This window comes from Nocardia sp. N2S4-5 (genome assembly GCF_044628355.1).
GTDB lineage: Bacteria > Actinomycetota > Actinomycetes > Mycobacteriales > Mycobacteriaceae > Nocardia > Nocardia wallacei_B.
The window spans coordinates 5,465,605-5,487,459 of sequence record NZ_JBIUPM010000001.1 but is presented as its reverse complement, the minus strand read 5'-3'; the positions used below and the strand labels follow the sequence as shown (position 1 = coordinate 5,487,459).

General features: G+C 67.9%; 21 protein-coding genes and 1 pseudogene. 11 read left to right on the top strand and 11 right to left on the bottom strand.

What is annotated here, in order from left to right:
• Positions 1 to 151: 151 nt before the first annotated feature.
• The 6 genes from ACFMRZ_RS25140 (at position 152) to ACFMRZ_RS25115 (ending at position 4,201) form a co-directional block, all read left to right on the top strand.
• Positions 152 to 541 (top strand): hypothetical protein, encoded by a 390-nt coding sequence (locus ACFMRZ_RS25140; protein ID WP_400180989.1) that lies wholly within the window; start codon positions 152 to 154, stop codon positions 539 to 541.
• Positions 538 to 1,116 (top strand): hypothetical protein, encoded by a 579-nt coding sequence (locus tag ACFMRZ_RS25135; RefSeq protein ID WP_400180988.1) that lies wholly within the window; start codon positions 538 to 540, stop codon positions 1,114 to 1,116. Before ACFMRZ_RS25140 ends, ACFMRZ_RS25135 begins: the two co-directional genes overlap by 4 nt.
• Positions 1,113 to 1,832, top strand: a complete 720-nt coding sequence (locus ACFMRZ_RS25130) for an ESX secretion-associated protein EspG (RefSeq protein WP_400180987.1) — start codon at positions 1,113 to 1,115, stop codon at positions 1,830 to 1,832. The genes ACFMRZ_RS25135 and ACFMRZ_RS25130 overlap by 4 nt, the downstream gene beginning before the upstream one ends.
• 57 nt (positions 1,833 to 1,889) lie before the next feature.
• On the top strand, positions 1,890 to 2,738 hold the full coding sequence (locus ACFMRZ_RS25125; protein ID WP_400180986.1) for a PPK2 family polyphosphate kinase: 849 nt from the start codon (positions 1,890 to 1,892) through the stop codon (positions 2,736 to 2,738).
• 132 nt (positions 2,739 to 2,870) lie between these two features.
• A complete protein-coding gene (locus ACFMRZ_RS25120) occupies positions 2,871 to 3,644 on the top strand; it encodes a thioredoxin domain-containing protein (protein WP_280270801.1) in 774 nt (257 codons plus the stop codon).
• Positions 3,641 to 4,201, top strand: coding sequence for a vitamin K epoxide reductase family protein (locus ACFMRZ_RS25115; protein ID WP_280364290.1), 561 nt, complete (start codon positions 3,641 to 3,643; stop codon positions 4,199 to 4,201). The genes ACFMRZ_RS25120 and ACFMRZ_RS25115 overlap by 4 nt, the downstream gene beginning before the upstream one ends.
• A gap of 25 nt (positions 4,202 to 4,226) precedes the next feature.
• On the opposite strand, the gene ACFMRZ_RS25110 is transcribed toward ACFMRZ_RS25115, so the two are convergent.
• Together ACFMRZ_RS25110 and ACFMRZ_RS25105 are read right to left on the bottom strand one after the other, a co-directional pair.
• Positions 4,227 to 5,378: a S1C family serine protease gene (locus ACFMRZ_RS25110; RefSeq protein ID WP_400180985.1), complete on the bottom strand. Its 1,152-nt coding sequence runs from the start codon at positions 5,376 to 5,378 to the stop codon at positions 4,227 to 4,229.
• 155 nt (positions 5,379 to 5,533) lie between these two features.
• Complete coding sequence (locus tag ACFMRZ_RS25105) at positions 5,534 to 6,265, bottom strand: ZIP family metal transporter (RefSeq protein ID WP_280270804.1); 732 nt, start codon at positions 6,263 to 6,265, stop codon at positions 5,534 to 5,536.
• Positions 6,266 to 6,380: 115 nt separating this feature from the next.
• On the opposite strand from ACFMRZ_RS25105, the gene ACFMRZ_RS25100 reads away from it, so the two are divergent.
• The 4 genes and pseudogenes from ACFMRZ_RS25100 to ACFMRZ_RS25085 all read left to right on the top strand — a co-directional run bounded on the left by ACFMRZ_RS25100 (position 6,381) and on the right by ACFMRZ_RS25085 (position 9,433).
• A complete protein-coding gene (locus tag ACFMRZ_RS25100; RefSeq protein ID WP_400180984.1) occupies positions 6,381 to 7,436 on the top strand; it encodes an NAD(P)-dependent alcohol dehydrogenase in 1,056 nt (351 codons plus the stop codon).
• Between the two features lie 277 nt (positions 7,437 to 7,713).
• Positions 7,714 to 8,236: pseudogene (locus ACFMRZ_RS25095) on the top strand (DUF5753 domain-containing protein).
• Complete coding sequence (locus tag ACFMRZ_RS25090) at positions 8,233 to 8,430, top strand: DUF397 domain-containing protein (RefSeq protein ID WP_400180983.1); 198 nt, start codon at positions 8,233 to 8,235, stop codon at positions 8,428 to 8,430. Before ACFMRZ_RS25095 ends, ACFMRZ_RS25090 begins: the two are co-directional and overlap by 4 nt.
• A 322-nt stretch (positions 8,431 to 8,752) precedes the next feature.
• A complete protein-coding gene (locus ACFMRZ_RS25085; protein WP_400180982.1) occupies positions 8,753 to 9,433 on the top strand; it encodes a hypothetical protein in 681 nt (226 codons plus the stop codon).
• A gap of 61 nt (positions 9,434 to 9,494) precedes the next feature.
• Here the strand turns inward: ACFMRZ_RS25085 and ACFMRZ_RS25080 are convergent, their stop codons facing one another.
• The 5 genes from ACFMRZ_RS25080 to aceA all read right to left on the bottom strand — a co-directional run bounded on the left by ACFMRZ_RS25080 (position 9,495) and on the right by aceA (position 15,831).
• Positions 9,495 to 10,409 carry an esterase/lipase family protein gene (locus tag ACFMRZ_RS25080; protein WP_400180981.1) on the bottom strand — a complete coding sequence of 305 codons (915 nt, stop codon included), beginning with the start codon at positions 10,407 to 10,409 and terminating at the stop codon, positions 9,495 to 9,497.
• A 153-nt stretch (positions 10,410 to 10,562) separates the two neighbouring features.
• Positions 10,563 to 10,748, bottom strand: a complete 186-nt coding sequence (locus tag ACFMRZ_RS25075) for an antitoxin (RefSeq protein ID WP_280275381.1) — start codon at positions 10,746 to 10,748, stop codon at positions 10,563 to 10,565.
• Positions 10,749 to 10,784: 36 nt separating this feature from the next.
• Positions 10,785 to 13,082, bottom strand: a complete 2,298-nt coding sequence (gene metE / locus ACFMRZ_RS25070; RefSeq protein WP_400180980.1) for a 5-methyltetrahydropteroyltriglutamate--homocysteine S-methyltransferase — start codon at positions 13,080 to 13,082, stop codon at positions 10,785 to 10,787.
• 222 nt (positions 13,083 to 13,304) lie between these two features.
• On the bottom strand, positions 13,305 to 14,180 hold the full coding sequence (locus ACFMRZ_RS25065) for a 3-hydroxybutyryl-CoA dehydrogenase (protein ID WP_400180979.1): 876 nt from the start codon (positions 14,178 to 14,180) through the stop codon (positions 13,305 to 13,307).
• A gap of 367 nt (positions 14,181 to 14,547) precedes the next feature.
• The gene (aceA, locus tag ACFMRZ_RS25060; RefSeq protein ID WP_280270790.1) at positions 14,548 to 15,831 is read right to left on the bottom strand and encodes an isocitrate lyase; all 1,284 of its coding nucleotides are present in this window, start codon (positions 15,829 to 15,831) and stop codon (positions 14,548 to 14,550) included.
• 483 nt (positions 15,832 to 16,314) lie between these two features.
• Between aceA and ACFMRZ_RS25055 the strand changes: the two genes are divergently transcribed.
• A complete protein-coding gene (locus tag ACFMRZ_RS25055) occupies positions 16,315 to 17,457 on the top strand; it encodes a lipase family protein (protein WP_400180978.1) in 1,143 nt (380 codons plus the stop codon).
• Here ACFMRZ_RS25055 and ACFMRZ_RS25050 read toward each other — a convergent pair.
• The 4 genes from ACFMRZ_RS25050 to ACFMRZ_RS25035 form a co-directional block, all read right to left on the bottom strand.
• Complete coding sequence (locus ACFMRZ_RS25050; RefSeq protein ID WP_400180977.1) at positions 17,413 to 20,253, bottom strand: molybdopterin-dependent oxidoreductase; 2,841 nt, start codon at positions 20,251 to 20,253, stop codon at positions 17,413 to 17,415. The genes ACFMRZ_RS25055 and ACFMRZ_RS25050 overlap by 45 nt on opposite strands.
• Entirely contained in the window at positions 20,250 to 21,071 is an 822-nt protein-coding gene (locus tag ACFMRZ_RS25045) for an FAD binding domain-containing protein (RefSeq protein WP_400180976.1), read from the bottom strand. The genes ACFMRZ_RS25050 and ACFMRZ_RS25045 overlap by 4 nt, the downstream gene beginning before the upstream one ends.
• Before the next feature lie 76 nt (positions 21,072 to 21,147).
• Positions 21,148 to 21,366, bottom strand: coding sequence for a hypothetical protein (locus ACFMRZ_RS25040; RefSeq protein WP_280270786.1), 219 nt, complete (start codon positions 21,364 to 21,366; stop codon positions 21,148 to 21,150).
• Entirely contained in the window at positions 21,363 to 21,746 is a 384-nt protein-coding gene (locus ACFMRZ_RS25035; protein ID WP_400180975.1) for a hypothetical protein, read from the bottom strand. The genes ACFMRZ_RS25040 and ACFMRZ_RS25035 overlap by 4 nt, the downstream gene beginning before the upstream one ends.
• Between the last annotated feature and the right edge of the window lie 109 nt (positions 21,747 to 21,855).

Here is a 21,855-nt window from a genome sequence, read left to right as displayed (position 1 = left end):
GAGTCCGGAAACTCGTATCGCGCAACGTCTTTCACAAGCCGCCCTGAGGGAGGGTGTGCCGGGTCACAACCTCGACCCGCGCCGCCGGAGGTTACGCTCCGGTAATGTCCCGATCGGGACAGGTGGGTGGTGAGTGGAAGGGGGCAGTCGGGTGGGTGTACCGGATACCGGACAGCAGGCCGCTCGCGAACTCTATGCCGCGGCAACGGGTTCCGGCGGCGGGGCCTTCGAGATCGCCGAGGATGTCGCGCGCAACCTGGCCGCGGCGTGTGACCGGCTGGTCGAGGATCTCCAGAAGGCCCGGGCCACCGAACATCAGCTGACCACCGTCACCGGTTTCGCCGACCTGCCCTCGGGCCATCAGCTCACCCGCGGCTTCGCGGGCAAGGGCCGCGAATACCTCGATACCGTGCTCTCGTTTCAGGAGACGGCGCTGCTGTTCAAGGCCGCGTACCTGGCCGCGGGCAAGCATTTCGCCGAGGCCGAGGCCGCCAACCGGGCCGCCGTGGAACTGGCCGCCACCCGCTGGGAGGACCGGTGACCCCGGACGAGGCCGACCCGCCCTACGTTCCGGATCGGGAACTGTTCGGCGCGCATACGCACCAGGAGCTGTGGGACCGCGTGCACGAGGCGCTGGATCCGGGCGCGCTGGGGCAGGCGGCCGACGCCTGGCACCGCAATGCCGAACTGGTCGGCGAGGCGTTCCGCACGTTCTCCGACAGCACCAATGCCGAGTTCGCCCGCTGGACCGGCCAGGCCCGGGACGCGGCGCTGCGGGCCACCCGGGATCTGGTCGCCCGCGGGACCGCGATGTCCGAGGTCTGCGCCGCGGTACAGCGGCTGCTGGAATCCGATGCCGAAGCCGCCCAAGCCATTCGGGACGCGATCCCGCCGCCGCCACCGCCGTACCGGCCACTGGACGATCCGGCCGCCGAGGCGGTGCACGGCGGCCACCGCCGGATGGAATACGACCTGCACGCCGCGGCCGCCCTCGCCGACGCCCGCGACGTGATGGCCTACGTCTACAACCCGACCCTGCCCGCGTCCGGGGACCGCGTTCCCCGGTTCGCGCCGGCGCCATCCGGGCCCGGCTCGAGCGGGGGTCACCAGCAGTGAAATGGGTTCTCACCCCGGACGAGTTCACACACGTCTGGGCTACCGAGACCGGTCTGGACCGCCGTCCTTACCCCGTAAATTTGCTGCCCGCGGCCACCGCACGCACCGAATCCGAGTACGCCGCACTGGGTTTGCGCAGCCGCTACGCCCGCAACACCGACCCGGATCTGACCGCGGCGCTGATGCTGTGCGCCCGGACCGACGCCACCACCATCACGATCACCGGACAGCGTTCGGGCGCCGCCGACCCGGCCGCACCGGAACGCATCCTCGCCTTCGCCGCCGTCGTGCACCATCACGCCGGGCTCCTCGTCGCGGGCCCCGACACCGTGACCGTCACGGTCTGCCACGCCCGCGCGCTGGGCACCAAGCTGGTGGAGGTGGTGGGCTCGGCGCCGCCCGGCCGGCAGGCGGCGATGCGCGAACCGCAGGACGAGGTGCTGAAGCCGGATCCGCCGCCCCCGCTGGCCACCAACGGCCGCGGTGGCGCCGCCCGCTTCCGTCGCAAATTGCGCGAACCGGTCGACGCGCGCGGATTCATCACGGTGAGCGTGTCCCCCGACAACCCGATGTCGCCGCCGACCCGCCACCGCACCTGGCTGGACTTCAGTGGCGACGGCCGCTACCTGCTGACCACCGCCGCCGACCTCGTCCTGACGCCGGTGTCCGACACCGACTTCGCGGGCCAGCTGATGAAGCTGGCGGGTATCCCCTGAGCGAGTCCGGGTGGCGTAGCGCCGGTAACCGGCGGCGGCCGCGCATACTGCACAGTTATGGCGAAATCCCCGTGGTCCGAACCGGTCACCCAGGCCCTGCGCGCCGACGGCATCGAGCTGGCCGCGCTGCACCCTTCCGCCACACCGGGTTTCGAGGGCGGCAAGGCAGCCGGTGCGCGGTTGCTGGCCGAGCGCAGCCGGGTGCTGTCGGACCTGCAGGAGAAGCTGTTCGCCAACGGCCGCTCGGGCGATTCTCGCAGCGTGCTGCCGGTGCTGCAGGGCATGGACACCGCCGGTAAGGGCGGGATCGTGCGGCACGTCATCGGCTCGGTGGATCCGCAGGGTGTCGACCATGCCGCCTTCGGCGTGCCCACTCCCGCGGAGAAGCGCCACCACTACCTGTGGCGGATCCGCAAGCAGTTGCCGCGCGGCGGGCAGATCGGGGTGTTCGATCGCTCCCACTACGAGGACGTCCTGGTGGTCCGGGTGCACAACCTGGTGCCGCCGGAGGTCTGGAGCACCCGCTACGACGAGATCAACGAGTTCGAGCGCGAACTGGTCGATGCCGGCACCACGCTGGTGAAGGTGGCCATGTTCGTCTCGCTGGACGAGCAGAAGAAGCGGCTGGCGCGGCGACTGGACCGGCGCGACAAGTACTGGAAGTTCAACCCCGCCGACATCGATGAGCGCGGCTTCTGGCCGGCGTACCGGGAGGCCTACCAGGCGATGCTGGACCGCACCTCGACCGCGCACGCCCCCTGGTACGTGCTGCCCGCCGATCGGAAATGGTTCTCCCGGCTGGCCGTCACCGAGCTGCTGATCGATGCGCTGAGCGGCCTCGACCTGGATTGGCCGCCCGCGCGATTCGACGTCGAGGAACAGAAACGCCGCCTCGCCGCCTCCTGACGCGGCGGCCGATCCGCCCGAATCTCGAGGCTTTCTCAGGATCACCGGTGCGCTCGCGTCAGGCTCGACCCGTACCATCGCAGACGGCACCGGATGGCTGTCCGCACGAAGACACAGGAAGGCGACTCGAAGGTGAGCAAGAATCCGCGTGGTAAGAACCCACTGGCGTCGGTGCAGGGTACGGATCGCACCCGCACCATCTTGATCCAGGTGGGTGTCGGGGCCGTGCTGGTCGCGCTCATCGCCGCCATCGGCATCAGTGTCGCGGTGAAGCAGTCGAAGAAGAACGATCCCGGCCCCACCCCGTCGGTCGCCGCCCAGCCGGCCGGTCCGGACGCCGTTTCCGGTTCGATCACCGACAACGGCGCCATTCGCGTCGGCAAGCCCGGCGCCAAGGTCACCGTGCGCGTCGTCGCCGACCTGCAGTGCCCGGCCTGCCAGGCGTTCGAACAGGCCAACGGCAAGGTGCTCGAGGACGAGGTGCAGGCCGGTACGGCCGCGGTCGAGTACAACGTGATCGCCTTCCTGGACAAGATGTCGTCGGGGACGCGGTACTCCTCGCGCGGCGCGAATGCCGCCTACTGCGTGGCCGAGGCCGACCCCACCAAGTTCCTGCCCTGGCTGACCACCATGTACCAGCAGCAGCCGCCGGAGAACGGCACCGGCCTGACCGACGAGCAGATCGTGCAGATCACGCAGGCCGCCGGCTATACCGACCCGGCCACCGCGGAGTGCATCACCGGCGCCAAGTACGACAAGTACGTGCAGAAGATCACCAAGGACGTGCTGGGCGAGGGCATCCAGTCCACGCCGTCGGTGTTCGTGAACGGCAACGCGGTCAAGAGTTCGCAGGAACTCATGCAGCCGGACGGCCTGCGCCAGACCATCGAGGCCGCCGCGAAGTGACCCCTTCACGTTCCGCGTGGATCCTGCTGATCGGCGGGCTCGCGGGCTGGATCGCCTCGGTCACACTGACCGTGGAGCGGTTCAAGCTGTTCATGGATCCCGACTACAAGCCCTCGTGCAGCATCAACCCGATCCTGTCGTGCGGGTCGGTGATGGATACCGATCAGGCCGCGGTGTTCGGATTCCCCAACCCGCTGATCGGCGTGGTCGGCTTCTCGGTGCTGGTGACGCTGGCCGTGCTCGCCGTCGCCGGAGTCGGCTTCCCGCGCTGGATCTGGGGCGGGCTGTGGCTGGGCCTGGCGCTCGGGATCGTCTTCATCGGCTGGCTGATCTTCCAGAGCCTGTACCGGATCAACGCGCTGTGCCCGTACTGCATGGTGGTGTGGGCCGCCACGCCGATCCTGCTGGCGGTGGTCACCGATCAGCTGTGGCGCGACGCGCGCGGGCCGCTGCGCATCGTCGCGGAGTGGCGCTGGACCGTCGTGGTGGTGTTCTACGCGGTGGTGCTGCTGCTGGTGTTCCTGCGGTTCCAGGACTACTGGATGTCGCTGGTCTGAGGCGGCACACGTCCCCTCGGGATGGTTAGTTGGGTGGACCCGCCGCGAGCACCACGACGGCGGTGCGCTGGGAACCATCGGGCGCGGTGAGGTCCAGATGCACGGCATCGTTCGGTTTGCGCTGATTGAGAACGGCTTTCAGCGTTTGCACGGAGGTGACCGCGCGCCCATCGATGGCCGTGATCACCTCCCCTTCGGAGAGTCCGGCGGTGTAGGCGGGCATGCCGTAGACCGCGGATTCGATGCGCGCCCCCGCGGGCTTGGCGTTCGAGGTGATCACCCCCAGCGTGGCGGTGGGGCCCACGTGCACGGTGTCGGTCGGCATGCCCGAGCGGATCTGACGGACCACGCGCATGGCCGTATCGATCGGCACCGCGTAACCGCTCGCCCGGCCCGCCGCCTTCGCCAGATCACCGGTCGCGGCGGTGACGACGCCGACCACTGCGCCGTAGCGGTCGGCGAGCGCGCCGCCGGACTGCCCGGAGACCACCGGCGCGGCCACCTCGACCATTCCGGTCAATACCTTGCTCGAGTAGTCGGCGGAATCGCGCGCGGTAATCGAGGATCCGAGCGCCGTCACCGTGCCGGGTGTCGCGGTCGGGGTGCCGGTACCGCCCGCATTGCCGACGGCCAGCACCTCGTCACCGATGCGCAGCGCGGCCGAGCTACCGATGCGGGCCACCGGCAGATTCCCGGCGTTCGACAGCGACAGCAGCGCGATATCGGCGTCGGAGTCGTAGCCGAGCACCGTCGCGGCGTACCGGCCGCCGGTCCCGATGTCTCCGACGCTGATCGACTGCGCGCCCTTGACCACGTGGTGGCTGGTGAGCACCTGCCCGTCGGCGGTGAGCACGATGCCCGAGCCCGCCGCGCTCGTCCCGGCCGGCCGGATGGAAACGTTGATATTGGCCAGCTCGGGCTCCACCGCCGCGGCGACCGCGGCCGGGTCCATCGGCGGCAGCGGCGGGCCGAGCAGCGTCGCGGTGGGGTTGCCGACGTCGAAGGCCCAGCGCGGCAGATCGCCCGCGTAGCCGAGGAAAGCGGCCCCGGCCAGCACCACCACGCACAGCGTGCCCATGGCGCGGCCCACCCGTACCGGTCGTCCGGCCCTACCCGCGCCTCGGTCGTCGGATCGCCGATCGTCGTACATGGCCACTCCCGCCTCGTGCGCACCCATCGGGCTCCGGCGATTGTGTTTCTATATGTAGCAGCACCGCGAGCCGGGCGCGCCCGTTCTCGTGATACCTGTTTACCGCTCGACTGTTTCGGCCCGGTTGTCGGCCCGATACCGGCAATGATCCTGGGCGAGCCGAGGTTTCGCGACCCGGCCCGTCAGTGATTCAGGGCCGCGACCGCGAACATGACGGCCGCTCCGGCGATCGTGCACAGCAGCACCAGCCGCGACGGCCGCCCGGCATGCGCCTCGGGCAGGATGTCGCCGGTCGCGAGATACAGCAGGAAGCCCGCGAAGTAGCCCAGGTATAGCCCGGCCAGATCGGCGGGAATGTGGACGAGCGTGCCGATCACCGCGCCCACCACCGGAGCCAGCGCGTCGAGCCACAACAGCAGCAGCGCCCGCCGATGGGCATTGCCGTACAGGGTCGGAATCGTGAAGGCGTTGAAGCCGTCGGCGAAGTCGTGGCAGATCACCGCGATCGCCACGGAGACGCCGAGCGCGGTCCCGGCCTGGAAGCCGACGCCGATGCTGAGGCCGTCGAGCATGCTGTGGAAGATCAGGCCGCAGGCGGCGACGATGCCGACCGATCGGAAATCGTGGGTGTGCCTGCCGAATTCGCTCTCGTGCCCGACGTGGATGGCCGTCGCCTGCTCGATGATGTGCACGGTGAAGAAGCCCACGACCGCCGCGACGACCGCGCCGGGCACCCCCGCCACCGTGTAGGACGACTCCGCCAGCGCGTCCGGGATCAGGTCGAAGGCGACCACGCCGAGCATGACGCCCGCCGCCAAGCCGAGCACGACGCGCTTGCGCTCGCCGATGCGGGCCGCGACCAGTCCGCCCGCCAGCGTCGAGATCAGGGAGATCAGCGAAAGCAGAATCGCCACGACGATCAGCATGTGGCACGGGCGAGCGCATACCGGGCAAATCCGGCCCGCGAGTTTTCCACGCCCCGGCCGGGCCGTTTGCCAAAGTAAACAATGCGGGAGTAGGCATGAACGCATGACCACGACCGCCGCCGCCTACGCCGTCTCGGGTCCCGAGGGGCCCTTCGCCAAGACCACGATCGAGCGCCGCGACCTCGGGCCGCACGATGTGCTGATCGACATCAAGTACGCGGGCATCTGTCATTCCGACATCCACACCGCCCGCGACGAGTGGCACGGCACCAGCTATCCCTGCGTCCCCGGACACGAGATCGCGGGCATCGTCGCCGCGGTCGGCTCGGCGGTGACCAAGTACCGGGCCGGCGATCGCGTCGGCGTCGGCTGCATGGTCGACTCGTGCGGCGAATGCGGACCCTGCGTCGCGGGCGAGGAGCAGTACTGCACCCGCGGCGCCGTGATGACCTACAACACCGCGGTGCCCGAGGAGGTCCAGCCGGGCGGCCACACCTACGGCGGTTACTCGACGCAGGTGGTCGTGACCGAGCATTTCGTGCTGTCGATCCCGGAGGGCATCGGGCTCGACGTGGCCGCGCCGCTGCTGTGCGCCGGAGTGACACTGTTCTCGCCGCTGCGGCACTGGAACGCCGGGCCGGGCAAGAAGGTCGCGATCATCGGCATGGGCGGTCTCGGGCATATCGGAGTGAAGATCGCCGCGGCAATGGGCGCGGAGGTGACGGTGCTCAGCCACTCGCTGAGCAAGCAGGACGACGGCCGACGCTTCGGCGCCCACCACTATTACGCCACCAGCGACAAGGAAACCTTCCGGACACTGCGCGGCGAATTCGACCTGATCCTCAACACCGTCTCCGCCGATCTGCCCATGGACCGGTACATGAAACTCCTGAACCTGGACGGCACCCTGGTCATCCTCGGCCTGCCCGACAATCCACTCGAGGTGAAACCCTTCACCCTGGCCGGTTTCCGCCGCTCCCTCGCCGGCTCGATGATCGGCGGCATCCCGCAAACCCAGGAGATGCTGAACTTCTGCGCCGCCCACGGCATCGGCGCGGAAATCGAGGTGATCTCTGCCGACCGCATCGATGAGGCGTACGACCGAGTAGTCGCCAGCGATGTGCGCTACCGCTTCGTCATCGACGCCGCGACCATGTGAGACCGGGCTAGCCGTCGCCGTACGGCTCAGGTGTCCAGCCATTGCATCCACCTGTGTGCCTCGGCGATCGTGAACGGCTCCTCCGGCGGGCCACACACCCACACCTGAGCCCACTCCCCCGCACATCGCCGAGTCGTGCAAGCTCAAGCACATCTACATCGATAAACTGTGCGAGATCTACCGCGCCTCGCCGGAAATCAAAGAGAATCTGAAAACCCTTGCTACAGAGGCGGAGTCAGCAAAGGGCTGGTGGCACAGTCTCGGTAATACCGAATCCATGAGTCAGCTGAGCACATACATCGCTCTCGAAGGCGCCGCCACGGCTCTCTCGATTTATCAGAACGCACGCATCCCTGGCCTGCTGCAGACAGCGGACTACGCCCGAGCCCTGCTCAGCACCAGTCCCGACCTGACAGCCGAGGAAGTCGAGCGCCACGTCGAGGTTCGATTGAGCAGGCAAGCCGCCTCGAGCGCTGCCGGGCCGAGGCTGGATGTGATTCTCGACGAGAGTGTCGTCCGCCGACCGATCAGCGATTCGACTGGCGCCTTTCGACAACGGCCTCCACCCTGGAATCGAGGCAGGCCCCTTCATCATCCTGGAGTTCGACGCCCCTCGCGACATAGGGCCGGAGCCGCCGGTCGTCTACGTCGAATCCGGTGTGGGCAGCGCCCTGTACTTCGAGAAGGAGGATCAAGTGGCCCGGTATCGTCGCTATTGGGCCGGCATCGAGCGGGCTGCGTTGAGCGCGACGAAGACTCGCGCTTATCTGTCCAAGGTCGTGAAGGAGTTACCTCGGTGAACGCCGAGTGGTTCAAGAGCAGCTACAGCAGCCAGGGCGGCGAGTGCGTCGAAGTCGCTTTCCTCGATGACGGCGGGGTCGGAGTTCGTGACTCGAAAGATCCCGGTGGAGCGGTTTTGAGGTTCATGCCCGGAGAATGGGATGCCTTCGCCGGAGGAGTGAAAGAGGGCAGGTTCGGCGGCTCACAAGGCTGATGTTCGTGTGGCGGTGACCGATGGAATAGGTTGCCGCCACAACCTTCTCGAAGTACCGGGGCGTGGCCTACGACACAGCCACACCGCACCCCGACAGGGCAAGAACACTCCCGACGTTCCGATCCGACGCGCCGAGATCGGAAATAATTTCGCTCAACAGCCTTGTGCGGCAGCAAAGTCGAGGCACTATCTGCGAGTTGCGCATCGCACATGTTCAACAGTGCGGAATCCCTTGCGCGACAGATCTTCAGATAATACCCAGCAATCGCTATTAGTCCCCCTCCTGGGAACTTCCTGCGCGACAAAGCAAACCGCGTGCCCTATGGTCGATCCCGGTCGCCCATCCGGGGCAGACAAGCGGGAGGAATTAACAAGAATGAAGTTCGGAAAGATCACTGCTACCGTTTTCATGGCGATTGCCGCGACGGGGATCACGGCGGCAACCGCACATGGCGAGTCGGCGACGGTTAACGAGCAGCCGGCGGCAGTGACGGCGGGGGATGCAACTTCCGGCGTCGATCACGGAGTCAACTACCACACCACCGTTTCGCCGGTGGATCGCGCGGTCACCACCACTGTCGAGAACGGCCGGTTCGAGGTCGCGCAGAACGGCGCCGTGGTGCTCCGTGCCGCGGACGGCTCGACACTCACCGAGCTGCCGCAGACCTACGAGCTCGGTGGACGCTCGATTCCCGTCGCGCAGCTGGTCGCCGCGGACGGTCACGAGGTGACCCTGACCCCGCAGCCCAGCGCCGAGGACATCGCCGAGCTGAAGAACATCGGCGCGATCGACAATCTTCGCGATCAGGTCATCAAGAACGGCGTCGGCGTGGTCATCGGCGTCATTGTGGGCGGTTTCATCGGCGCCCTGCTGGGCTTCGGAATTCTGTCGCTGATCACCGCGCCCATCGGCTGGGTCGTGGGCGGTATCGCCGGCGGATACATCCAGGGTGGCCAGGAATTCCTGGACGCCGTGCAGGCTGCCGCCACCGGCCAGCCGTGATCGCACGGAGCTGACGGCAATTGCGCCCGGGCGGGTTTGGTCCGCCCGGGCGCTTTCGTGTTCAGCCGCCGCAGCGGGATCCTGTGAACGACGGATCCAACGCCTGCTGCACGATCTGGATAACCGCCGGTGAACGCAGCAATCGACCGTGGTCGAAAGTATCACCGGCACAGACGCTCTGAACCCATACATTCTCCACGAACGCGCCCGGTCCGGCCGTCAGGAAAGTGGCCTCCGGCGGCGTGGACATCTCGTCGAAACGACTGGCGACGACCGTATAGCGCACACCCGGCTCGGTATCGCCGTCGGCATTGAGAGCCCGCAGGAATTCGCTGCCCACCACCTGCTGTGCGGCGGCCCGGCCGAGTACCGCGGCCACGATCTCCTTACCCGGATCCGAAGCGCTTCCGGAAGGAAGCAGATATCCGAGATTACTGGCGGTCGTGCCGTGATTGGTGGCGCCCACGGTGATCAATTGGTCCACCGAATTCCGCTGTGGATCAGCGCGATTCACACCGCCGCCGAAGCGCATGTACTGACGCGCCACCAGCCCGCCCTGTGAATGCGCGACGATGTCCACGTGCGCCGCCCCGGTCGAGGAGCGCACCCGGTCGACGAATTGCGCCAACTCCGCGGCCGAGTCCCGGATATCGGCGGTCCCGTAAATACCCGGCTGCGCGCCGTACGCGCTGGAAGTGTCGCGCCCGTAGTTGAGGGTGAAGACGCAATAGCCCGCGGCCGACAGCTTGGGCGCCAGCACATCCCAGCTGTTCTGGTTCCCCCAGGTGCCGTGGACCAGGACCACCGGCGCCGGATGCGCCGCCGTCGGTGTGCATTGCCAATCATTCGCTCCGGACGGTGAAGAACTTCCGTCTCGCACCTGCTCGACGTTCGGCGGTGGCTCCGCGAATGCCGCGCTCACCCCCAACACCGTGCACAAACCTATTGCGGAAAGCAGCACGGCCAGCGAACGCATCACCCATCCCTTCCACTGCGAAGAGGAGTAGCAGATCGTTAGCCGATGCTATGCCGAGGTGCTCGAAAATCCGCGCAGGCGGGGCCGGAAGGGTCCGAATACGACGAACGGCGGCCCGGATATGTCATCCGGACCGCCGTGTCGGGTCTGCTGTTACTTGTGGCCCTGCTCGCGCAGCGTCTTCTTGGCCGTCGTCTGCGCCTTGTCGACATGCTCGGCGTACTTGCCGCCGGTCTGCTTGTCGATGGCGTCACCGACCTTGTCGATCACCGGATCGAGCTTGTCGGCATGCTTGCCGGCCAGGTCGGCCGCCTTCTTCAGCTGGTCGAACATTCCCATGACCACATCTCCCGTCGCGAAACTGGTGTTTCCAGGCTAACCTGCCGCACGCCGCCGCACCCGGCGCGCGGCCGCGACCAGGTTGCGCAGCGACGGCTCCAGCTGCCAATAGTGCCGAGTCTTCAAGCCGCCGTCCGGATTCGCCCACAGTCGCTCGGGGGTAACCGCCGCGGCCGCGGCGGTGAGCAGTTCATCGATCTCGTCGATGTCCGGGATGCGCGCCGAACGGCTCTCGTACACACCGGGACCCACGCCGTGGGACAGGCCGTGGCCCTCCTCGACGTCCTCCCGCAGCGCCCGCACGACCCATTCGATGGAACGGGTGGCGACGATCGCGGTGACGTCGGCATCCAATTCCTCGATGGCCCGGACGATTTCGGCCCGGCCCGAATAGGCGATGTGCGTGTGGATCTGCGTTTCCGGCCGCACCCCCGAGGTCGCCAGGCGGAACGCGTTCACCGCCCAGCGCAGGTATTCGATCCGGCCGTCGGGGCGCAGCGGCAGCAGTTCACGCACGGCCGGTTCGTCGACCTGGATGATCGATACCCCGGCCTTCTCCAGGTCGGCCAGCTCGTCGCGGATCGCCAGCGCGACCTGGTCCGCGGTCTCGTACAGCGGTTGGTCCTGGCGCACGAACGAGCGCGCCACCATCGTGACCGGGCCGGTCACAATGCCTTTCACCGGTTTGTCGGTGAGCGACTGGGCGTAGGTGATCCAGTCCACCGACATCGGCTTCGGCCGCGCCACGTCGCCGTAGAGGATCGGCGGCCGCACACAGCGCGACCCGTAAACCTGCACCCAGCCGAAATGCGTGGTGGCGAAACCGTCGAGCAGTTCGGCGAAGTACTGGATCATGTCGTTGCGCTCGTGCTCGCCGTGCACCAGCACGTCCAGGCCGATGTCCTCCTGCAGCCGGATGGTGGACTCGATCTCGGCCTCGATGCGCTTGCGGTACTCGTCGTAGGACAGCCGTCCCTCGCCGAGTTCGTAACGGGCCTGGCGGATGGCGGCGGTCTGCGGGAAGGAGCCCAGCGTCGTCGCGGGCACCACGGGCAGATTCAGCTTGTCGCGCTGGGCTTCTCGGCGCACGGCGTAGGGTTCGCGCTCGCGCATCTCCGGTGTCACGGCGTAAACACGTTGCCGCACAGCGTGTTTCTGCTTGAAGTGCACCTCGGTGGGGCGACGCCGCCAGTGCTCCGACGGCCCCTCGGTCAGTGCCTTCGCCAGCGAAACCACCTCGAGCACTTTCTGTTTCGCGAAGGCGAGGCGGTCGGCGACATTGCCGTCGATGTCGTATTCGACGAGGACGTCGTAGGGCACGTGCAGCAGCGTGGTGCCGGTGGACACCACCAGATCGGGGCAGACCTGCGCCAGCTCGTTGAGGTACTGGAGGGTGACGTAGCGGTCCGCGCGCCACACGTTGGTTCCGCTGATCACGCCCGCGTACAGGCGCTTACGCCGGATGCCGGGGATCTTCGCCAGCTCCTCCGGCCGCATCCGGTAGCTGGCCAGATCCAGGCCGATCGCCTCCACGGCCGTGCCCGCCAGGATCCGCACGGCCTCGCCGAAGTCGCCGTACTGTCCCGTGACCAGGATGCGCGGGCGCAGCGGCGCAGTCGAAAGTCGTTGGTACGCCTGCTCGAACGCCGCCAGTTCCGCCGGCGTGCGCTCGCTGGTGAAGCACGGTTCGTCCAGCTGCACGCAGGTCGCCCCGCGCTTGGCGAGGATCTCGAACAGCTCCTCGTACACCGGGAGCAGCCGGTCCAGCAGGGTCAGCTGATCGAATTCGGCCTCGCCCGGGACCTGCCCGGCCTTCGACAGCAGCAACAGCGACAGCGGACCCAGCACCACCGGGCGCTGTTCGATACCGGCCGCCTTGGCCCGGTCCCACTCGTCGAGCAGGGCCTCGGGATGCAGCGAGAATTCGGTGTCGGCGTTCAGCTCCGGCTGGCGGTAGTGGTAGTTGGTGCCGAACAGGCGCACCAGCTCCAGGGGCGGTAGATCCGGGCGACCGCGCGCCATCAGGAAGTAGAAGTCCAGCGGGTGCAGCTCGGCACGGTACGGCTGGAATCGCTTGGGCACCGCGCCGAACAGCAGCGCGTTGTCGAGGATGTGGTCGTAGAAGGAGAAGGTGTTGCCGGGCACCTGGGTCAGCCCGGCCGCGTGCAACTCGGCGAACTGAGTGTCCTGAATTTCACGGCCGACCGCGAGCAGTTCCTCCCGCTCCAGCGATCCGCGCCAGTACGCCTCCAGCGCACGCTTGAGTTCCCGATGCGGTCCGATCCTCGGATACCCGAGGATGCTCGATCCGAAGCCGTCGGCAATGTTGGCCATGAGCGGGATGCTCCTTCCGCGCCGCAGGGGTTCAGCCCGACCCTCTGTGCAGCTTATGCCCGGTGCCGCAGGCAACCATTCGTCTACGGCGCGCAGTTTTCTCTTGTCCCCTGTCGTTTCGGCCCTAGGGGGCCGAAACGACAGGGATTGAAGTTCGATCGGCATTTCCCATGCTGGACCACACCACTTCCCGCGCCCACGGCCCCCTGGGCACGGGGAATGTCAGCGCTTGGGGTCGTACTGGTAGAAGCCCGCGCCTACCTTCTTGCCGAGGAGGCCCGCCTCCACCATTCGCATGAGGAGTGGGGGCGCGGAGTAGAGGGGCTCCTTGAATTCCGCGTACATGGAGTCGGCGATGGACTTCACCGTGTCGAGGCCGACGAGGTCGGTGAGGGCGAGCGGGCCCATGGGGTGGGCGCAGCCGAGCACCATCGCCTTGTCGACGTCGTCCTTGGTCGCGAAGCCGGACTCGACCATGCGGATCGCCGAGAGCAGGTACGGCACCAGCAGCGCGTTCACGACGAAGCCCGAGCGGTCGGCCGAGCGCACGACCTGCTTGCCGAGCACCTCGCCCGCGAAGTTCTCCGCGCGCTTGGACACCGCCTCGCTGGTCTTGAGCGTGGTCACCAGCTCGACCAGGGGCAGCACCGGCACCGGGTTGAAGAAGTGCATGCCGACCACGCGATCGGGATTGGCGGTGGCCATGGCGATCTTCATGATCGGGATGGAGGAGGTGTTGGAGGCCAGCACCGCGTTCGGATCGGTGACGACCTTGTCCAGGTCGGCGAAGATCGAGGTCTTCACCTCCTCGTTCTCCACGACCGCCTCGACCACCAGCTGACGGTCGGCGAAGTCGCCGAGATCGGAGGTGAAGCGTAGCCGCCAAGCGGCCTGCTCACGCTCCCGCTCGGTGATCTTGCCACTGGAGACGCCCCGGTCGAGCGAGCGCAGGATGCGGGCGCGGCCGGCGGCGGCCAGTTCCCGGGTCTGTTCGAACACGAGGACATCGACGTGCGCCCGGGCGCACACCTCCGCGATTCCGGCACCCATCTGTCCGGCGCCGATAATCCCGACGCGCTGAATCTTCTCGCTGCTCACGTCCCGCTCCTGCTGGTTGTGTTGGCTTGGGGAAACGTTATAAGGATGCCCTCCCCGCTGGGGCTGTTCAGCGGGAAGGGCGAACAAGCGCCCTACGAACAGAGCACCTGTGGCGGAGGCCGGGACCCGGGTGATGCGGACCGGATCCCGGCTTCCCGCCGCGCCCAGAGCGACGCCGGGCCGCGGGCGGATGGGACAAGCCTGCCGGTGGCAACGAAAACGCGCGGAGCATTCGCAACCACCACGGTTTGCGGCCGCCCCGCCGTTCGGTGCCCGGCGCGCATGCGACGAAGTCGCGAGCGCCGGGTGCCGAACGGCGGGGTCACGAGGCCGCAAACCCGCCGTGCCGAAGGCGCGGCAATTCGGCTCAGAACTGGCCCTCTTCGGTCGAACCCTTCAGCGCGGTGGTCGAGCTGTCGGGGTCGACGGTGGTGGCGATCGCGTCGAAGTAGCCGGCGCCGACCTCACGCTGGTGCTTGGTGGCGGTGTAGCCGCGCTCCTCGGCCGCGAACTCGCGCTCCTGCAGGTCGACGTAGGCGGTCATGCCCTCGCGGGCGTAGCCGTAGGCCAGGTCGAACATCGAGTAGTTGAGCGCGTGGAAGCCGGCCAGGGTGATGAACTGGAACTTGAAGCCCATCGCGCCCAGCTCCTTCTGGAACTTGGCGATGGTGGCGTCGTCCAGGTGCTTGCGCCAGTTGAACGACGGCGAGCAGTTGTAGGCCAGCAGCTGGTCGGGGAACTCGCTCTTGACCGCTTCGGCGAACTTGCGGGCCAGCTCCAGGTCCGGGGTGCCGGTCTCCATCCAGATCAGGTCGGAGAACGGCGCGTAGGCCTTGGCACGCGCGATGCAGGGCTCGATGCCGTTCTTGACGTGGTAGAAGCCCTCGGCGGTGCGCTCACCGGTGATGAACGGCTGGTCGCGCTCGTCCACATCGGAGGTGATGAGGGTCGCGGCCTCGGCGTCGGTGCGGGCGATGACCACGGTCGGGGTGCCGGCCACGTCGGCGGCCAGGCGGGCCGACGTCAGGGTGCGGATGTGCTGCGAGGTCGGGATGAGGACCTTGCCGCCCAGGTGACCACACTTCTTCTCCGAGGCGAGCTGGTCTTCCCAGTGGGTGCCGGCGGCGCCCGCGGCGATCATGGCCTTCTGCAGTTCGTAGACGTTCAGCGCGCCACCGAAGCCGGCCTCACCGTCGGCGACGATCGGCACCAGCCAGTTGTCGACAGAGGTGTCGCCCTCGGCACGGGAGATCTCGTCGGCGCGCAGCAGCGCGTTGTTGATGCGGCGCACCACGGACGGGACCGAGTTGGCCGGGTAGAGGCTCTGGTCGGGGTAGGTGTGGCCGGACAGGTTCGCGTCACCGGCGACCTGCCAACCCGACAGGTAGATGGCCTTCAGGCCCGCGCGAACCTGCTGCACGGCCATGTTGCCGGTCAGCGCGCCCAGGGCGTTGATGTACTCACCGCTGTTGACCTGCTCCCACAGGATCTCGGCACCGCGGCGCGCGAGGGTGTGCTCCTCGACGACGGTGCCCTGCAGCTTGGCGACCTGCTCAGCGGTGTAGTTACGGGTGATGCCCTTCCAGCGCGGGTTGGTGTCCCAATCCTGCTGGATTTCCGCAGCGGTCTTCGGGGTGCCGGCAGTCGACATCTCTGACTCCACTTCTTCGTTCGGTGCGTGCTCCCCGGTCCGGAAATCCGTCGCGATGTCCGAACTCTGCTGGAGCAGCGATTTGCAGGCTTGCTATGCCCATCGGGTGTACATCCACACGATGGCACACGGAAAAATCGCCGTCTACCTGTTGCTACTGTGAATCTCTGCTAGCTGGACCAGGGCTTTTGCTAATTTTGCAAAATTTGCCCAGCGATTGCATGCCTCGAGTCTACTCCCGAGTAGGTCTGACATGGGCTTTTACGTAACGCTCGTACTGTTTCAGTGACGTCGCCCACGGCTCGACATCGCGAGCCGACATTCCCAGCTGTGAGGACCTTCACAGAGCGGGATGTGCGCCGGGCCACTCCGGCGATTCGCACACCGGCGCGCCGAGGCAGATGGTCAATTGACCGACTGCAAGACTGTTCCTCGCACCGCCAGGGGAAAGGGACCGGTGCCAGATCCGGCGAAAGGAACACCATGCGAAAACTCTGCGTAGCCGCGGTCACGGCCCTCCTCTCCGCGGCCGGGATCTCGGCATTGCCGACCGTCGCGGCCGCGGATCCGGCGGTCACCGGAACCGTCGAAGCCGTACAGCCGCTGTCGGCTCCGGCCACACTGCCGGGTTCGGTGAATTCCGAGCGGATGCTCTATACGACGACCACCGTCGGGGACGCCCCGACCGTGGCCAGTGCGGCGGTGTACTTCCCGCCCGGCGAGCCACCGGCGGGCGGCTGGCCGGTGGTGGCGTGGGCGCACGGCACGGTCGGACTCGGCGATTCGTGCGCCTACAGCGTCGGCGGTCCCGGCGACGTCGAGCGCGACTGGGCCTACCTCGGGACCTGGCTGCAGCAGGGCTACGCGATCGTCGCCGCCGACTACGCCGGGCTGGGCACTCCGGGTGAGCATCCGTATCTCAACGGTGTGGTCGAGGCGCACAACGTGGTCGACGCCGTGCGTGCCGCGACCCGGCACTACTCGTCGATGTCGAACAAGTGGGTCGTGGTCGGGCAGTCCCAGGGCGGGGGCGCGGCGGTGAATACCGCGCGCTACGCCACCGAATTCGGCGGGCCGGAGTTGGACTATCGCGGCGCGGTCGGCACCGGCGTTCCGGCCTACATCGAGGACATCTTCACCCCGATCGGGCCGGGCGTGCCGCCGGTGCAACTGAGCCCGCACAGCACGGGTTACGCGCTGTACGTGCTCAACGGCCTGCGCACCACCTATCCCGAACTGAACATCGAGTCCTTCCTCACCGACGCGGGCCGCATGTGGCTGGAACGCGCCCGCACCGAATGCCTGCTGCCGCTCGGCGACGAGCTGGCGGCGGCGCGGGTGGTGCTCGGCGACCTGTTCACCCGGCCGCTGTCGGACATCCCCGACGTGCACGGCCTGCTCGCCCGCTATCTGGGCCTGCCCGAATCCGGTTACGACAAGCCGCTTTTCCTCGGTCAGGGCATCCGCGACACCGATGTCATCACGCCCGAGACGCTGCGGTTCGCGGCGGTGCTGACGGCGAACGGGCAGCCGGTGACGCTGAAGGTCTACCCCACCGACCACAGCGGCACGGTGAACGCGTCATTGGCCGATTCGGTCCCGTTCGTGCGAAACCTCTTCAGCTGAATCGGAAATCAGTTTCCAGATGCGGTCGGCGGCCATCGGAAGGCTGTGAGGGCGTACGCCGAGAGCGTCGCGGATGGCGTTGGCGAGGGCGGGCGCGACCGGGTTGTACGGGGATTCGCTCATCGACTTGGCGCCCAGGGGGCCGAGATCGTCTGTGGTGTCGGCGAAGTGGACCTCGGTGTGCGGGACGTCGGCTAGCTGCGGAATGTGGTAGTGGCGCTGGGTTTTCGTGGTGACGATCCCCTCGTCCACCCGCATGTCCTCGTAGAGGGCGGTGCCGATGGCCTGGGCTACACCGCCTTCCACCTGCCCGCGGCACTGGGCGGCGTTCAGCACGGTGCCCGCGTCGGCGGCGTGGACCGAGCGGAGGATCCGGACGCGGCCGGTGTCGGTGTCGACGGCCACGCGAAACGCCTGCACGTTGAACGCGACCGAGCGCGGCGTGCCGTCGTGGGCGGCGGTGGCGCGTAAAGGGCCTTCGGACAGCAGTTCTCGCGCGGTGACCAGGCGCGGATCACCCGGCAGTTCCTTCAGCTCGGCCGTCCGTGCCAGTACCAGGTCGCGCAGCCGCAAGCAGGCAGCGTGTACGGCCTTGCCCGCCACCACGATTCCCGTCGACCCGAACGCGCCGGTGTCGTAGTCCGTGACGTCGGTGTCGGACTGCCGGATTCGGACGAACTCCGGTTCGGTGCCGAGCGCTGCGGCCGCCAGCTGGGCGTGCACGGTGGTGGTGCCGTTGCCGAATTCCGCTGTACCCACGGAGATCTCGTAGGCGCCGTCCGCGAGCAACTCCGCGGACGCGGTGGCGTGATGGCCGCGCGGTGGAATGGTCGCGATCATGGCGACGGCCATCCCCTCGCCGATCCGCCAAGTCGTTTCGTTCGCCCGGTCCGCCGCAGCGGACCTGCGTAGCGCCCGTTCGGCGAGGTCCAGGCACTGGTCGAGGCCATAGCTGCCGATGGACAGATCGTCGTCCTCGGCGCAGCGCCCGCCGATCAGCGCGTCGCCGGGGACCACGACGTTGCGGCGGCGGAATTCGAAGGGGTCCAGGCCGAGTCGGCGGGACAGTTCGTCGAGCGCGGATTCGATACCGAAACTCACCTGGCCGAGTCCGTAGCCGCGGAACGCGCCCGAAGGCACATTGTCGGTATAGACGGCCCGCCCGTCGATGCGCTTGTTCGGGCAGCGATACAGCGCGACCGACTCGCTCACACTGTGGAAAAGCACTCCCCCACTGTGGTTTCCGTAGGCCCCCGTGTCGGCCACCACATCGACGGCCAGCGCGGTCAGGCGACCGTCGGCGCTCGCGCCCGCCGTGACCTCGACCCGCATCGGGTGCCTGCAGGTGGCGGAGGTGAATTCGTCGGACCGGGTGAACTCGTAACGCACGGGACGACCGGTACGCAGCACCGCCAGCGCCACCAGATCCTCCGACAGCATCTCCTGTTTGCCGCCGAAGCCGCCGCCCACCCGCTTGGCGAAGACCCGCACCCGCTCCCTGCGCAGCGCGAAGATCCGGCACAGCTCGTCCCGCACCAGAAACGGCACCTGCGTGCTGGTGCGGATCACCAGGCGGCCGTGTTCGTCGAGCCATCCGATACTGCCGTGCGTCTCCAGGTGCGCGTGCTGCACACGGTGGGTGTGCCACACGCCGTGCACCACCTCGTGCGCCGCCGCCAGTCCCGCCTCGACATCACCGCTGCGGCCGTGCACCTCCGCGGCGAGATTGCGCTGCCGGTCCGCGATCCGGGCCGAATCCGGCTTGTCCCCATGAAGTTTCGGGGCCTCGGGTCGCATCGCGGCTATCGGATCGAAGACCGCGGGCAGGGCCTCGTAGGTCACCCGCAACGCCCGACACCCGGCGCGCGCGTCCGCGAGCGTCTCCGCGACGACCGCGGCCACCCGCTGTCCGGCGAACCGCACGACGCGATCCAGCACGACCGTGTCGTCCGGATCGTCCTCGCGGATCTCGTGCCGGGCCGTGGAAAAGGGCGTAGCGGGACTGTCGGCGTAGGTCAGCACCGCGCGCACACCCGGAATGGCCTGGGCCGCCGTGGCGTCGATCGAAACGATCCGGGCGTGCGGATGCGGGCTCGTCAATACCGCCAGGTGTAGTGGCGGCGACGGCGGCGCATCCGCGGAAGTCTCCGTCGCCGTGCGGGTTCCGGAAGGCCGTTCGGTTCCCGCGCGTATCGATTCGCCCGCGCACGCCGTGGCGGCGCTACCCTCGGACACTCCGACGGAGAGCGATTGCTCGGGCGGATCGACATCCATCGTGAACGGTTCGATGCCGGTGACAATGCGCAAGCTTCCGGGGGCAGGGACCGAGCGCACGACTTCCGCTCCCCGCACCACTTCAGTACCCCGCACCGCCTCGGCGATGGCGCGGTACCCGGTGCAGCGGCATAGATTTCCCTTCAACAGTTCTGAAATATCTTCGGGCGCTGGACCTCCGGGACCGGCGGATTCCAGATCGCAGGTGGTGACCACCATTCCCGCAGTGCAGAAGCCGCATTGGAACGCGGCCGCCTCGACGAATCGACGCTGCACCGGGTGGGGAGCATCCGGGCTCCCGAGCCCGGCGGCCGTGGTGATGGTACGGCCGGCGGCGCGGTGAGCCGGGAAGACGCACGAATGCACCGCCGCGCCATCGACCAAGACCGTGCACGCGCCACAGTCTCCGGCATCGCAGCCCTTCTTCACCGCCAGCCGCCCGGCATCCCGCAACAGCGTGCGCAGGCACTGACCCGGGCGGTACGGCAGTTCGACGGCGACGCCGTCCACCTCGAACTTCATGGCCGCGCCTCGTTCAACTCCGCCGCGACCTCGCGGGCGAGCACCGCCGACAGCTGCCGACGCCAGGCCGGATCCCCGTGCGGATCGTCGTACCACAGACCACGATCCATACCGAGAATGGTTGCGGTGAGTTCGCCGTGGGACGGCGGCGCGGCGAATTCGAGCACGATCGGGCGCACCGTCGCGGCACTGAGCGTGATCGCGCAACGGCCGTCGAGATCCGCCCGGCCCATCACCACAGCGCCCGAGCGGCCCAGCGGAGCCAGCGCGATCTTCCGAAAAGCGGTGCGGGAGCGCAGTTTCGAGTCATCGATCGACACCGATCGCAACACCTCGCCCGGTGCCAACGCGGTCGCACCCGGACCGAGCACGAAACGGGCCATGGGAATACGCCGCTCGGTGCCGTCCGTGGCCCACACCGATGCCGTGCCGTCCAAGGCGACCAGCGCGGCCAGCACCGCCCCCGCCGGGAGCGCGAGACATGCGTTGCCGCCCACCGTCGCCATTCGCCTGATCTTGTACGAGGCCACCAGTGCCCGGCAGGCCTGCGGAAACAGCGCGGTCGCCGACCACCGCGCGGGCCACGTCCCGTTCTCCAGTTCTGCCAGGGTGCAGGTCGCAGCGATCTCCAGCCCGGCCGGTGTCACCGTCAGTGCCGGCCACCCCAGCGCGGTGATGTCCACCAGCCGTTCCAGGTGGTCCTGCGGTTCGGAGTACAACCAGGTCCCACCGGCCAGAACCGCCGAATTGCCGGTCAGCGCAGCGAGATCCGTGCGATCCCGCGCGACCACCAGCTCACGGATCGTGTCCACATCCACGAAGACCACCTCTTCCGAGCCCGGCTCCCGGGGCAACCCCGTGCACCCACCCTAGAAGCCGCTGGTTGCGGACGTGTTACTCGTCCTCGCCGGGTTGTCGCCGACGCTGCCGGATCTCCCGTGCGCCCAGCAGTCCGGCGCTGGTCACGAACACCGTCACGGCCGAGGGCCAGTCGCCGGACACGATGCCGACGGCGGCCGCCAGCGCGGCGCTGAGGACCACCGCGAGCACCGGGTGCAGCGGCGAGCGCGGCGGCGGCAAGTTCTCCTCGTACGGAGTTTTCGGCGCGCTCATAATTTCCACACCGCCGCCGAACACGCTGCGTCGGAACCTGGCTCGGGCGAATCGTCACCGTCTCCGGCGTCCTCGTCCGCCTCGGAATCGAGGGCCCGCAATGCGAGCAGGCACAACGCGTCGTTCAGGCTCAGTCCCACTTCGGCCGCGTAGATCGAGGCCAGGTCGCCGTCCCATTCGCCCTCGGCGCCGTCGAATTCGAACATGACCATTTCGGCCAGCACCACACCGGCCAGCGCTTGGTCACGGGTGAATCGTCGATCGGCCGGCAGGTACGACAGCACCCACCGCCCTCGATCCGGGCCCGGGAGATCGATTCGAAATGCAACCTCCAGAGCGACATCGCTCGTGATCAACCAGTCCGTGGCGGCAATTCCCATCAATGCGATCCTTTCTACCGTCGGCCGGAACCCGGCCGGGCCGATCACCTCCATGCTGACGAGCCGGGACCACACCGTCGATCACACTGCCCGGACATTTTCTTCACAT

What these genes read in the sequence shown, in the direction of transcription:
- ACFMRZ_RS25055 (WP_400180978.1), top strand. Translation starts at nt 16,315, where the DNA reads ATGCGAAAACTCTGCGTAGCCGCGGTCACGGCCCTCCTCTCCGCGGCC.
- ACFMRZ_RS25075 (WP_280275381.1), bottom strand. Translation starts at nt 10,748, where the DNA reads ATGGGAATGTTCGACCAGCTGAAGAAGGCGGCCGACCTGGCCGGCAAG.
- metE (WP_400180980.1), bottom strand. Translation starts at nt 13,082, where the DNA reads ATGGCCAACATTGCCGACGGCTTCGGATCGAGCATCCTCGGGTATCCG.
- ACFMRZ_RS25040 (WP_280270786.1), bottom strand. Translation starts at nt 21,366, where the DNA reads ATGAGCGCGCCGAAAACTCCGTACGAGGAGAACTTGCCGCCGCCGCGC.
- ACFMRZ_RS25050 (WP_400180977.1), bottom strand. Translation starts at nt 20,253, where the DNA reads ATGAAGTTCGAGGTGGACGGCGTCGCCGTCGAACTGCCGTACCGCCCG.
- aceA (WP_280270790.1), bottom strand. Translation starts at nt 15,831, where the DNA reads ATGTCGACTGCCGGCACCCCGAAGACCGCTGCGGAAATCCAGCAGGAT.
- ACFMRZ_RS25080 (WP_400180981.1), bottom strand. Translation starts at nt 10,409, where the DNA reads ATGCGTTCGCTGGCCGTGCTGCTTTCCGCAATAGGTTTGTGCACGGTG.
- ACFMRZ_RS25085 (WP_400180982.1), top strand. Translation starts at nt 8,753, where the DNA reads ATGGTCGATCCCGGTCGCCCATCCGGGGCAGACAAGCGGGAGGAATTA.
- ACFMRZ_RS25100 (WP_400180984.1), top strand. Translation starts at nt 6,381, where the DNA reads ATGACCACGACCGCCGCCGCCTACGCCGTCTCGGGTCCCGAGGGGCCC.
- ACFMRZ_RS25035 (WP_400180975.1), bottom strand. Translation starts at nt 21,746, where the DNA reads ATGGGAATTGCCGCCACGGACTGGTTGATCACGAGCGATGTCGCTCTG.
- ACFMRZ_RS25110 (WP_400180985.1), bottom strand. Translation starts at nt 5,378, where the DNA reads ATGGGTGCGCACGAGGCGGGAGTGGCCATGTACGACGATCGGCGATCC.
- ACFMRZ_RS25125 (WP_400180986.1), top strand. Translation starts at nt 1,890, where the DNA reads ATGGCGAAATCCCCGTGGTCCGAACCGGTCACCCAGGCCCTGCGCGCC.